Source organism: Caulobacter sp. (genome assembly GCF_965279145.1).
Taxonomy (GTDB): domain Bacteria; phylum Pseudomonadota; class Alphaproteobacteria; order Caulobacterales; family Caulobacteraceae; genus Caulobacter.
Genome location: NZ_OZ257139.1, coordinates 4,073,525 through 4,086,235, shown reverse-complemented (window position 1 = coordinate 4,086,235; position 12,711 = coordinate 4,073,525). Strand labels below are relative to the sequence as shown.

8 protein-coding genes are annotated in these 12,711 nt (G+C 69.6%); 7 read left to right on the top strand and 1 reads right to left on the bottom strand.

Annotation, left to right across the window (positions count from 1 at the left end):
• The first annotated feature begins 211 nt into the window (after positions 1-211).
• From ACQY9P_RS19070 to ACQY9P_RS19040, 7 genes are all read left to right on the top strand, one after another.
• Complete coding sequence (locus ACQY9P_RS19070) at positions 212-1,951, top strand: autotransporter assembly complex protein TamA (protein WP_428150745.1); 1,740 nt, start codon at positions 212-214, stop codon at positions 1,949-1,951.
• Positions 1,948-6,129 (top strand): translocation/assembly module TamB domain-containing protein, encoded by a 4,182-nt coding sequence (locus ACQY9P_RS19065; RefSeq protein ID WP_421737662.1) that lies wholly within the window; start codon positions 1,948-1,950, stop codon positions 6,127-6,129. The genes ACQY9P_RS19070 and ACQY9P_RS19065 overlap by 4 nt, the downstream gene beginning before the upstream one ends.
• Positions 6,130-6,230: 101 nt before the next feature.
• Positions 6,231-7,487 carry a hydrolase gene (locus tag ACQY9P_RS19060; RefSeq protein WP_421738293.1) on the top strand — a complete coding sequence of 419 codons (1,257 nt, stop codon included), beginning with the start codon at positions 6,231-6,233 and terminating at the stop codon, positions 7,485-7,487.
• A complete protein-coding gene (locus tag ACQY9P_RS19055; RefSeq protein ID WP_421737663.1) occupies positions 7,487-8,491 on the top strand; it encodes an arginine N-succinyltransferase in 1,005 nt (334 codons plus the stop codon). The genes ACQY9P_RS19060 and ACQY9P_RS19055 overlap by 1 nt, the downstream gene beginning before the upstream one ends.
• Positions 8,488-9,942 carry a succinylglutamate-semialdehyde dehydrogenase gene (astD, locus tag ACQY9P_RS19050; RefSeq protein WP_421737664.1) on the top strand — a complete coding sequence of 485 codons (1,455 nt, stop codon included), beginning with the start codon at positions 8,488-8,490 and terminating at the stop codon, positions 9,940-9,942. Before ACQY9P_RS19055 ends, astD begins: the two co-directional genes overlap by 4 nt.
• Positions 9,939-11,279 (top strand): N-succinylarginine dihydrolase, encoded by a 1,341-nt coding sequence (gene astB / locus ACQY9P_RS19045; protein WP_421737665.1) that lies wholly within the window; start codon positions 9,939-9,941, stop codon positions 11,277-11,279. The genes astD and astB overlap by 4 nt, the downstream gene beginning before the upstream one ends.
• Positions 11,276-11,782 (top strand): GNAT family N-acetyltransferase, encoded by a 507-nt coding sequence (locus tag ACQY9P_RS19040; RefSeq protein ID WP_421737666.1) that lies wholly within the window; start codon positions 11,276-11,278, stop codon positions 11,780-11,782. Before astB ends, ACQY9P_RS19040 begins: the two co-directional genes overlap by 4 nt.
• Here ACQY9P_RS19040 and ACQY9P_RS19035 read toward each other — a convergent pair.
• The gene (locus tag ACQY9P_RS19035; RefSeq protein WP_421737667.1) at positions 11,779-12,675 is read right to left on the bottom strand and encodes a LytTR family DNA-binding domain-containing protein; all 897 of its coding nucleotides are present in this window, start codon (positions 12,673-12,675) and stop codon (positions 11,779-11,781) included. The genes ACQY9P_RS19040 and ACQY9P_RS19035 overlap by 4 nt on opposite strands.
• Positions 12,676-12,711 lie beyond the last annotated feature (36 nt).

The following is a 12,711-nucleotide window of genomic DNA, read 5'->3' as shown; positions in this document are numbered from 1 at the left end:
GATTTTCTCTGTCGCCGCGTCGATGCGCACGACTGCCTATCATTTGGGCGCCTTTCGTTCGTCCCGGGAAGCGCTCGTCGTCGTCTTTCCTTTGCATTTCCCACCGTGACAGCGGGTGAGCCGGCGACTACAGGGGAGCGGGGGCGCTCCGCGCGGGGAATACGGCTTGGTGCGTAGACGAATAACCCTCGGGATCACGGCAGCGGCGTTGATGGTCGCCGGAGTCGCCTGGGCCGATGAGCCTTCCGCGACGATTTCCGGGGTCGAGGACAAGGCGCTGCGTGACGCCATCATGCGCGTCCTGGCGCAATCGTCGGGGCCGCCGCAAAGCCGCGCCGAGGCCCGGCGCAGGGCGCGCGACGCGGGCGAGGACGTCGTCGCCGTGCTGCGCGCCGAGGGCTACTACGCCTATGCCGTCGAGCCCGATATCAGCGAGGGCGATCCGCCGCGCGGTGTGGTCAAGGTGACCCCGGGCCCGGTGTTCGTGCTGGCTGATCCGACCGTCGCTTGGCGCGGCCCAAGCCCCGACGAGGGCGTCGCCCAGCGGGCGGTGGCCGCCATACACCTTGTTCCCGGCGACCCCGGACGCGCCGCCGACATCCTGGGCGCCGAGGGCCGGGTGATCGCCCAGGTCCAGCAACTGGGCTATGCCGATGTCGCCGCCGAGCCGCGGGAGGTCATTGTCGACCACGCCGACCACACGGTTCACCCGACCTTCAACATCAATGCCGGCGATCTGACCAAGCTGGACGGGATCGAACTGGTCACCAAGGGCCGCAGCAACCCCGACTGGGTCAGCCACCTGGCGACCTGGACGTCAGGCGATGTCTACGATCCCGAGGATATCGCCGAGCTGGAGCGCCGCCTGCGCGACACCGGCGTCTATGACTCGGTCTCGGTCTCGCTGTCGCCCCGCGACAAGATCCGGCCCGACGGTCTGCGCCCTGTGATCGTCACCCTGGCCGATCGGCCGGCGCGCACGATCGAACTGGGGGCTGGCTATTCGACCAGCGAGGGCCCCGGCGTTGATGCGCGCTGGATCCACTACAACCGCCTGCGCCGCGCCGACACCACGACCTACACCGCCCGCCTGGCCAAGCTGGAAAAGCGACTGGGGGGGGAGCTTTCCCTGCCGCATTGGCGGCGCCCGCAGCAGACCCTGAAGATGAATGGCGCGGTGTTCCGCGAAACCACCGACGCCTACGACGAAACCGGCGCCACGATCAGCGCCGACCTGACCCGGCGACGCCAGACGACCTCGTACCGCACCTATGGCGTCGCCCTGGATCTTTCGCAGTCAAAGCAGTTGAAGGCCAGCAATGGCGGATCGACCAGCGAGACCCTGAACCTGGCCACCTTCACCACCCTGGCCGCCTTCGCCTGGGACGAGTCCGACAACATCCTGGACCCCAAGCGAGGCTGGCGGTTCGAGGCGCGCGCCGAGCCGACCGGAATCGTCGGCGACACCGTGCTGGGCTATCTGAAGACCCAGGTGCAGGGCTCGGCCTATCTGCCGTTCGGCGAAGGAGCCAAGACCGTCCTGGCGGGTCGGCTGAAGGTGGGCGCGATGTTCGGCGGGCTTCTTCAGGAAGTCCCCGCCGCTCGCCGGTTCTTTTCGGGCGGCGGCGGCTCGGTGCGGGGCTATGCCTATCAGGCCATCGGGCCGCGACTGGCCGACAACACGCCCCAGGGCGGCGTTTCGCTGGTCGAGACCTCGTTCGAGCTGCGTCATCGCTTCACCGAACGCTGGGGCGGGGTGGTCTTCATCGACGCCGGCGCCGTGGGCACCGAGCGCAAGCCCAAGGGCGAGGACTTCCGCGCCGGGGCGGGCTTTGGCGTTCGCTACGACCTGGGCTTCGGCCCGATCCGCGCCGACATCGCCGTGCCGCTGGGCAAGCGCTCCGGCGACCCCGCGTTTCAGCTCTATCTCAGCATCGGGCAAAGCTTTTGACCGACGCGCCCGAGCATCCCGACCGCGCCACGCCCGTGGAAGACGCGGTCGACACCGTCGTTGACGTCGCCAAGCGCGTGGGCGGTCCCGGTTGGCTGATGATCGTCTCGCTGATCGCGGTGCTGACCATCGCCTTCTTCTTTGGCGGCCTGCGCTATGCGCCCATCACGCCGCAAGGGCGGATGTTTCTGGAGGCGCGCGCCAGCGGCCTGAAGCTGGGGCGCATGGGCCGGCTGAAGATCGAGGGATTGTCTGGCGACATCTGGAAGGACTTCGCCGTCCGTCGCCTGACCATCGTCGACGAGAAGGGCGTCTGGCTGGAGGCGCACGATGTGCGCGTCGCCTGGCGTCCGGCGGAACTCTTCGGTCGCCGTTTCCATGCCGAGCGGATCGACGCGCGCGACGTCATCGTCCTGCGCCGCCCGACCCTGACGCCCAAGGGCAAGTCCGGGGCCACGCCGGTCTCGGTTGATCTGGACGCCTTTGGGCTGCGCCTGGTGACGAAGAAGGCTTTCAGCGGCAGCGAGGGCGATTTCGACGTCTCGGGCGACTACGAGATGGCGCGCGCCGGCGGCCAGAAGGGACGCGTCGCCGTGGCTAGCCGGCTTCATCGCGGCGATCACCTGCGGCTGACCTTCGACCTGGGGCGCGACAAGACCATCGCGCTGGACGCCGACGCCGAGGAAGCCAATGGCGGCGCTATCGCCGGCGCCCTGGGCCTGCCGGTGGATCGGCCGTTCGACCTGAAGGCCCGCGCCACTGGCGCGATGAGCCGCGGCGCCTTCACGGTCCTGGCCCGTACGGGTTCCGACACGCCGCTCGACGCCACCGGCGCCTGGACGCCCGAAGGCGGCTCGGCGCGGGGGCGGGTCGAGCTTGGCGCCTCCACCCTGACCAAGCGGCTTGAGCGGATGTTCGGCCCCGAGGCGGCGTTCATGATCGACGGACGCAAGGCGACGAGTGGCCTGTACGATCTGACCACGGAAATCCGGGCTCAGAACCTGACGCTGAACTCGCGCGGACTGGCCGATATCGGCAAGAAGCGCACCGGACCGGACGGCCTGCCGTTCACGGCTCGGATTGGCGCGCTGTCGCGGATCGTCACGATTCCCGACATGGGCGTCGGTCAGGTGGATGGCCGGTTCCGGCTGGAGCCCGGCGGCTTCTCGGTCGAGGGCGACGCCGATGTCTCCAACCTGTCGCTGCTCGGCTACCGCCTGTCGCGGGCCAGGGGGCCGGCCTTGGTGCGGTGGTCGAAAGGCGAGCTGACGATCAAGGCCCAGGCCTCCGGCCAGGGCGGCGCGGGCAGCGGCGTGCTGGCGGTGCTGGGCGCCAATCCCAAGGCCGAGTTTGAAGGGGCGCGCGTCAAGGGCGGCCGCTTCCTGATTCGCGCCGCCAAGATCACGGCGCCCAATCTGGTGGTCACCGGCGAGGGCGAGCGCGGCATCCTGGGCGGCCTCAGCTTCAACGGCGAGGCGCGGGTCGCCAGCCTGTCGCCCGTGAGGGCCGGCGCCAAGGGACGGCTGATCGCCAAGTGGTCGGCCAGCAGTTCCAGCGGCAAGCCGTGGGGCTTTACCGTCGACGCGCGCGGCGAGGACTTCGCCACCGGGGTCTCCGAACTGGACCGCCTGCTGGGCAAGACGCCCCGGCTGACCGGCAAGGCCAGCTGGAACGACGGCGCGATCTCGGTGGCCGACGCCAAGCTGGATGGCGTCAATGCCGGCGCGCGCGCCTCCGGCGTGATGGCGCGGGGCGGCGGACTGGGGTTCAAGCTCGACTGGACCGCGACGGGGCCTTTCCGCGCCGGGCCGATTGAAGTCGCGGGCAAGGCCAAGGGGGACGGCGCGATCAGTGGAACCTTCTCCGCGCCCAAGGCCGATCTGACCGCCGATTTCGACGCCATCGACATCCCGAATCTGCTGCTGACCAAGGCCCACCTGGTCCTAACCTTCGCGCGGACGGCAAGAGGCGCTGATGGCGTGGCGCGCCTGACGGCCGACAGCCTCTATGGACCGGCGCGGGGTGGGGCCGCGTTCCGGTTCGCGCCGGGCGGGCTGGATCTGAGTGACCTGGATGTCGACGCCGGCGGCGCCAAGGCGAGCGGAGCGGTGTCTCTGCGCGGCTCACGGCCGGCCTCGGCGGATCTGGTGGTCGCCATCGGTCCCGGCGCCTTCCTGCCGCAAGGCCATGTCTCGGGCTCCGCCAGGATCGTCGATGCGCCGACCGGCGGACGCGCCACGCTGGACCTGACCGCCGAGGATATCGCCAACGGCAATTGGAAGGTTCGCACGGCGCGGATCAAGGCCGATGGACCGCTGGCCAATCTGCCGCTGAGCCTGGACGCCCAGGGTGTCGCGCCCGGCGGCCGCTGGCGGGTGACGGGGTCCGGCGCCCTGGCCCAGAACGCCGCCGACTACGCGCTGAGCCTCGATGCGACCGGCCGCATGGGGCGCACCGAGGTCAAGACGCGCGAGACCGCCAGCATCCGCTTCGGCGGCCCGTCCATGGCGACCCGGCTGCGGCTGCTGATCGGCGAAGGCCAGGCGGATATCGACGCCGATCTTGGCGGGGAGACCGCCAGCCTGAAAGCCAAGCTGGCGGGCGTCAGCCTGACGGCCTTCGATCCTGACCTGGCCGGCGACATCGATGGAACCCTTGATCTGCACGGACAGGGCGAGACCCTGCTCGGTGAGTTCGCCGCCAAGCTGACCGGCGCGCGCGAGCGGGGCTCGAAGATCGACCAGTCGCTGGACGCCCAGATCCGCGGCGAACTGCGCGATCGCGTCGTGACCATCGCCGCCGACGGCGCCAATCGCCAGGGCCTGAAGTCCGAGGCGCGACTGACCCTGCCGGCCGAGGCCTCGGCCCGGCCGCTGCACCTGGCTATCGACCGCACCCGGCCGATGCAGGGCACGTTCCTGGCCCAGGGCGAGATCAAGCCGCTATGGGACCTGTTGTTCGGCCCCGAACGCTCCCTGTCGGGCAAGATCGACGCCCAGGGCACGCTGGCCGGCACCCTGGCCGATCCGCGCGTCGTCGGTCGCGCCTCGCTGGATGACGGCGGCTTCGAGGAAGGCCAGACAGGCCTGCGCCTGCGCAACATCACCCTGCGCATGGCTCTGGCCGACAACGCCATCGACGTCAGCCAGGCCACCGCTGAGGACGGGCGTGGCGGCACGCTGAGCGGCGCGGGACGCATCAACCTCAATCGGGAGGCCGTCAGCGGCTTCAAGCTGGACCTCAAGAGCTTCCAACTGATCGACAACGACCTGGCCAAGGCCACGGCCACCGGTCAGGCGACCGTCAATCGGTCGGCCGACGGCAAGGTCAAGCTGAGCGGCGCCCTGACCATCGACCGCGCCGACGTCTCGGCTCAGAGCAAGACGCCGGCCGGCGTGGTCAGCATGGATGTCGTCGAGCGCAATCGCCCAGGCGATCTGGACCAGGGCGTGCAGCCTCGGCGCGCCAGTCCCGGCGGCGGCGTGGCCCTCGACATCGATCTGAAGGCTCCGCGCCGGGTGTTCGTGAAGGGCAGGGGGCTGGACGTCGAACTCTCGCTCGACGCCCATGTCGGCGGCACCTCGTTCTCGCCCAGCCTGGACGGCGTGGCCCGCGTGGTGCGCGGCGAATACGACTTCGCGGGCAAGCGCTTCGAGTTCGACGACAATGGCGTGGTCACGCTGTCGACCCAGCTGGACAGGATCCGCCTGAACCTCAGCGCCAGCCGTCAGGACACCACCCTGACCGCAGTGGTGAAGATCCAGGGCACGGCCGCCAAGCCGGAAATCACCTTGACCTCCACCCCGGAACTGCCCCGCGACGAGGTGCTCAGCCAGGTGCTGTTCGGGACCTCGGCGGCGCAGCTGTCGCCCATCGAAGCGGCGCAATTGGCCTCGGCCCTGGCGGCGCTGGCGGGCGGCGGCGGCTTCGACGTGATCGGCAACCTGCGCAGCCTGGCGCGGCTGGACCGGCTGGCCTTCGCCGAGAGCGCCACCGGCATGACCGTGGCGGGCGGCAAGTATGTCACCGACGATGTCTATCTCGAGATCATCGGCGGGGGCCGCGAGGGGCCCGAGGCGCAGGTCGAGTGGCGGATTCGCCGGACCCTGTCGTTGGTTTCGCGCATCGGGGGCCAGAACGACGCCAAGCTTTCCGTCCGCTGGCGAAAGGACTACTAGAGGGCAAGGCTGTTGCGCGGGCGCCCGGTTACCTCCTCGGAGGAAGCACGTTTTACCCGCGGCCCTTGGTTTATCGTGGCTGAGGGAGGAACAGCATGTCCATGCGACTCAAAGACGAGGATCGCGCTGTCCTGGAGGCGATCGCCGCCGACGGCGGGATGATCATCGACCGGGCCGTGGCCTGGTGCGCGATCAATTCCGGAAGCCGGCACCTGGCCGGGCTGGAACGCCAGCGGCAGGTTCTGCTCGATGCGGTCTCGGCCCTGCCGGCCGCTCCGACCGAGATTCCCTTGACCTCGTCCGAGGAGATCGGCCCCGACGGGCGCGTCGGCGAGCAGCACCATACGCCGGCCATCGCCGTCGTCGTGCGCCCCGAGGCGCCGCTGCAGGTGGTGCTCACCGGCCACTACGACACCGTCTATCCCGAAGGCAGCGCCTTCCAGACCGTGCAGACCCGTCCTGACGGCGCCCTGCATGGACCGGGTATCGCCGACATGAAGGGCGGCATCAGCGTGATGCTGGCGGCCTTGACGGCGTTCGAACGTCATCCCGAGGCCGGCAATGTCGGCTATCGCGTGCTGCTGTCGCCGGACGAGGAGATCGGCTCGATCGCCTCGGCCCCGATCCTGGCCGACTTCGCCCGCCTGGGCCATGTGGGCCTGACCTATGAACCCGCCCTGGCTGACGGCTCCCTGGCCTCATCGCGCAAGGGCTCGGGCAATTTCCACATCGTCGTTCACGGCAAGGCGGCCCATGCCGGTCGCGACTTCGCCGCCGGCCGCAACGCGGTGATCGGCGCGGCGCGGATCGCCGAGGCGCTGCACGGGTTGAACGGCCAGCGCGATGGCGTCACCGTCAACGTCGCCCGCATCGACGGCGGCGCGCCCCTGAACATGGTGCCCGATGTCGCCATCGCCCGCTTCAATGTGCGCTTCCCCGACGCCGAGGCCGCCGCGTGGTTCGAGGCCCAGGTCGCCCGCATCGTCGCTGAACCGCGCGAGGGTCTGCACGTGCATCTGCACGGCCTGATCACCCGCGGCGCCAAGCCCTTCAACGCCGCCCAACAGCGGCTGTTCGGCGCGGTGAAGGAGGTCGGCGCGCTGCTGGGGCAGGAGATCGCGTGGAAGCCGTCCGGCGGCGTCTGCGAGGGCAACAACCTGTTCGCCTCGGGACTGCCCAATGTCGACACCCTGGGCGTGCGTGGCGGCGACATCCACAGCGAGGCCGAACACGCCTGGCCGGAAAGCTTTGTCGAGCGCGCCCAGCTTTCGGCCCTGATCCTGATGAAACTGGCCAGTGGCGAGATTGACGGACGGTCGATCCGCGCGGCCATGACTACGCTTTCGGAGACTGCTTGATGCTTGTCGTTCGCCCCGCTGGACCTTCCGACTTTGACGCCCTGATGGAGCTGGCCGTGCTGTCGGGCCGGGGCTTCACCAGTCTGCCAGAGGACGAACAGACACTGCGCTCGCGCCTGGATCTGTCCGATGCCAGCTTCAAGGCCAATGTCGCCGCGCCGGAGGCCTGGTACACCCTGATGCTCGAGGATCTCGACGCCGGCGACGTCATCGGCGTGGCCGGGGTCAAGGCGGGCGTCGGTTTGAAACGGCCGCATTTCTCGTTCCGCGTCGTGACCTTGGCCCAGTCTTCTCCCACGCTGGACAAGCGCTTCGACCACACGGCCCTGGTGCTGGTCAATGAGTGCGCCGGCTGGTCGGAGGTGGGCTCGCTGTTCCTGAAGCCCGAGCGCCGCAAGGGCGGGGCGGGGCGCCTGCTGGCTCAATCGCGCTACATGCTGATCGGGTTGGAGCCCGAGCGCTTCGCCGAGATGGTGCTGGCCGAACTGCGCGGCTGGTTTGACGAGGACGGCGGCTGTCCGTTCTGGGACCACGTCGCCAACAAGTTCTTCCGGCTGGGCTTTGACGAGGCCGACATGATGAGCGCCTCGACCGATGGCCAGTTCATCCTGGACCTGGCGCCCCGCCACCCGATCTACGCCGAGCTATTGCCCAAGGAGGCGCGCGACGTGCTGGGACGGGTGCATCGTGAGGGCGAGGCGGCCCGCGCCATGCTGGAGGCCGAGGGCTTCCGCTATCAGGGTCTGATCGACATCTTCGACGCGGGGCCGACGGTGGCGGCCCGACGTGATGACATCAAGACCGTGCGCGACGCGCGGCGGCTGCGGCTGAAGATAGGCGAGGACGCCTTTGGCGAGGAGGCGCTGGTCTCGACGGGCGAGATCGGCCAGTTCCGCGCCGTGCGCGCGCCCGTCCTGGTCGATGGTGAAACAGCGATCCTGAGCCGCGACGCGGCCCAGGCGCTGCGACTTTCCGAAGGTGACATGGTGCGGGTGAAGGCATGAGCGGCGGAGTGTTCATCGATGGCGTCTGGCGCTCGGGCGCCGGGGCCGAGGCTGTCTCGATCGACCCGACGACGGGCGAGACGATCTGGCGCGAGGCGACCGCTTCGCAGGCCGATGTGGCCGCCGCTGTCGCGGCCGCGCGGCGCGCCTTTCCGTCGTGGGCTGACCGTCCGCGCGAGGAGCGGATCGCCATCCTCCGCCGCTACAAGGAAATCCTGGTCGAGCGCACGCCGGCCTTCGCCGAGGCCCTGAGCCGCGAGACGGGCAAGGCGCTCTGGGAGACCAAAGCCGAACTGGGCTCGATGGCCGGCAAGGTTGACCTGTCGATCAAGGCCTATGACGAGCGCACGGGCGGCATCGAAAATCCCATGCCGTTCGGCCGGGCCGTGCTGCGCCACCGCGCCCATGGCGTGATGGCGGTGCTGGGGCCCTTCAACTTCCCCGGCCACTTGCCCAACGGCCATATCGTGCCGGCCCTGCTGGCCGGCGACACCGTGGTGTTCAAGCCGTCGGAAGAGACGCCGCTGGCCGGTCAGATGCTGGTGGAAGCCCTTGAAGCGGCGGGTGTTCCGGCCGGTGTCATCAACCTCGTTCAGGGCGGTCGCGAGACGGGTCAGGCCCTGATCAATGAAGAGATCGACGGCCTGCTGTTCACCGGCTCGGCGGCGGCCGGGGCCTTCTTCCGTCGCCACTTCGCCGACCGGCCCGACGTGATCCTGGCGCTGGAACTGGGCGGCAACAATCCGCTGGTGGTCTGGGATGCGGGCGACCCCGAAGCCGCCGCGGCCATCGTCGTCCAGTCGGCTTTCATCACCACGGGCCAGCGCTGCTCGTGCGCGCGGCGGCTGATCGTGTCGGACGACGCGGCGGGCCGGGCGGTGATCGAGGCGGTCGCGGCCCTGACCGACCGCCTGAGCGCGGGGCCCTGGAATGGCCCCAGCGAGCCCTTCATGGGGCCGCTGATCTCGGCCCGCGCCGCCGGCCTGGCCAAGGCCGGGGCCGAGGCGCTGGGGGGCGAGCGGATCCGCGCCATGGGGTTGATCGAAGGTCTCAGCGAGGCGTTCGTGTCGCCGGGGTTCGTGGATGTGACCGGCGTCGATGTCGCTGACGAGGAGCTGTTCGCGCCGCTCCTGCAGGTGCGCCGGGTGGGCGGCTTCGATGAGGCGATCGCCGCCGCCAACGCCACGCGATACGGTCTGTCGGCAGGGCTTATCTCCAATGAATCAGCGCATTGGAACACATTCCTGAACCGGATCCGCGCCGGCGTTGTCAACTGGAACCGGCCCACGACGGGCGCGGCGGGCAGCATGCCGTTCGGCGGTCTGGGCGCATCGGGCAACCATCGCCCCAGCGCCTACTACGCCGCTGACTATTGCGCCTATCCGGTGGCCAGTTTCGAGGCTGATGCGGTGCTTGATACAACGAGCGATATCAAGGGCCTGCGTCCGTGATCTCAGCGACGGAAGCCAACTGCGACGGCATCGTCGGGCCGACCCATTCCTATGTGGGCCTATCGCCGGGCAACCTGGCCAGCCAGAAGAACGCCGGCGAGGTTTCCAATCCGCGCGGCGCGGCGCTGGAAGGCCTGACCAAGATGCGCAAGCTGGCCGACTGGGGCATCCCCCAGTTCGTGCTGCCGCCGCATGAGCGTCCGGACGTAAGTCTTTTGAAGTCACTTGGCTTTTCCGGCGCTGATGGCGCGGTCCTGGAACGCGCCTGGAAGGACGCGCCGGCCCTGGCCGCCGCCGCCTGTTCGGCCTCGCCGATGTGGGCCGCTAACGCCGCGACGGTGACGCCCAGCGCCGATACGACCGATGGCCGCGTCCACTTCACGCCCGCCAATCTGCTGACCAACCTGCACCGCAGCCTTGAAGGCCCGCAGACCACCCGCAGTCTGCGTCGCCTGTTTCCCGACGAGGCTCGGTTCGCGGTTCACGATCCGCTGCCGGCCCAGCCGCACTTCGCCGACGAGGGCGCGGCCAACCACGTGCGGCTTTGCGCCGAGCACGGCGCGGGCGGGGTCAACCTGTTCGTCTGGGGCCGTGAGGCCTGGGAGCATTGGGACGGTCGCTTTCCGGCCCGCCAGACCCGCGAGGCTTTCGAGGCCGTCCAGCGTCGCCATGGCGCCGCCCGGGCCGTGTTTCCCCGTCAGGGTCGCGCGGCGATCAATGGCGGGGCGTTCCATAACGACGTGGTCTGTGTCGGCACGCGGGAATGCCTGTTCTTCCACGAGCGCGCGTTCGAGGATCGTGAGGACATGGAGGCGCAGGTCCGCGCGGCGGCCGAGGGCCGTTTCGAGCCGGCCTTTGTCGAGATCTCGGAAGCCGACCTGCCGATGGCCGATCTGGTCGCCAGCTACCTGTTCAATTCGCAGCTTCTGGTCATCCCGGGCGAGGATCGCCTGGTGTTGCTGGCGCCCGCCGAGACGCGGGACAATCCGCGCGCTCATGCGGTGGCCGAAAGCCTTGCGACCTCCAACGGTCCGATTGGCCGGGTCGAGTATGTCGATGTCCGGCAGAGCATGCGCAATGGCGGCGGTCCGGCCTGCCTGCGCCTGCGCGTGGTGCTGACCGACGCCGAACTGGCGGCCGCCAATCCGGCCCAGCGGTTTGACGCCAGCCTGCACGCGCGGCTCGCCGACTGGATCGAGCGTCGCTATCGTGATCGCCTCGCGCCCGCCGATCTGGCCGATCCGGCCCTGCTGACGGAGAGCCGCGAGGCTCTCGACGAGCTGACCGGCATCCTCGACCTCGGGGGCGATTTCTACCCGTTCCAGAGGTCGGCGTGAGCGCGGGAGTTCAGGTCCGGCTCGCGACATCCCATGACGTCGACGCCGTTCTGGCCGTGCACCGCGCCGCCGCCGTGACGCCCGGCGGCCTGGCCCGCGCGCCCGAAGAGATTTCGCGCGCCTATGTCGAGCAGGCGATCGGCGCGCCCGGCGCGGTGAGCTTCGTCGCGGTTGGTCCGGATGGCGCGATCTGGGGCGAGATCCATGGCCGTCGCGAAAGCGTGGCGCTGTTCTCGCACGTAATGTCGAACCTGACGGTCGCGGTGCATCCCGACCGGCAGGGCCTGGGCGTCGGCTCAAGGCTGTTCGAGGCGCTGATCGGCCATGCCCGCACGATGCAGCCGCCGATCCTGCGGATCGAACTGGCCGCCGGCGCCGGCAATCCCGGCGCGATCCGGCTCTATGAGCGGTTAGGGTTCCAGCACGAAGGGCGGCAGGTCGCGCGTGGCCTCTATCCGGACGGCCACTTCGAGGACGACATCCTGCTGGGCCTGCTGCTCTAGCGGCGTAGCGCCGCCAGGGCCTCGGGGAAGCGGCGCGACAGAGGGGCTTCCAGCTCGCCCAGCTCCACGGCGTAGTCGCCCGAGCCCTCGGGCCGCAGGCCGGTCACCCTGGCCTTGTTGACCAGCCAGGACCGGTGGCTGCGCACGAAGCCATGCGCCGACAGGTCGGTCTGGATCGCGGCCAGCGGCGTGCGCATCAGGGGGCGGCGGCGGTCGACCAGCACGAACTCGACATAGTTGCCGGCCGATCGGACGGCGAGAATGTCCTCGATCGGCACCCGGACCAGGCGCGCGCCGTCCTGGATGTCGAAGGTCGCCCGGGCCGGCGAGGCGAGGGGAGCGGCCTGCCGAGCGCCCTGTCGCAGCGACAGATAGTAGATGATCGAGGCCAGGCCGTAGGCCATCAGGTCCTTGCGGAATTCGTAGGGGAACTCGCTGGAGATGGCGCCGAAGTCATAGGTCTGGTGCAGCAGGGTCAGGTAGGCGAGCTTTCGCAGCGCCACGAACCCGGCCACATGCAGCGCCGAATAGACGAACACCGCCACCAGATGGACGGGCGCGGCCAGCCACCAACGCGGCGATGTCCGGGCGGCCCAGAGGGCGACGGCGGCCGGGATCGCGAAGATCACCAGGGTGACAAGGGCGCTGCTGCCCTCCCAGATGGCGGGCGGCAGCGTGCCCAGCCGAGGCGCGTCGTGCCGGATCGTCAGCACGTTGACCACGCAGATTGCGCTGATCAGGCCGACACCCAGAATCCAGGCCCGCAGAATGGCGCGAAACTCCTCGCCGCTTATCCCGAAAACCGCGCCGTTGATCCCGATGCGCTTTCCGCTTGTCCCCGCCAGGCGCCGCCGATCCCCCGGGTCTTGGCCCGAGCCGGCATCGCGAGGCACCCCCTTGGCATCTCTTTTCAAGCCGGGCGTTCCTTC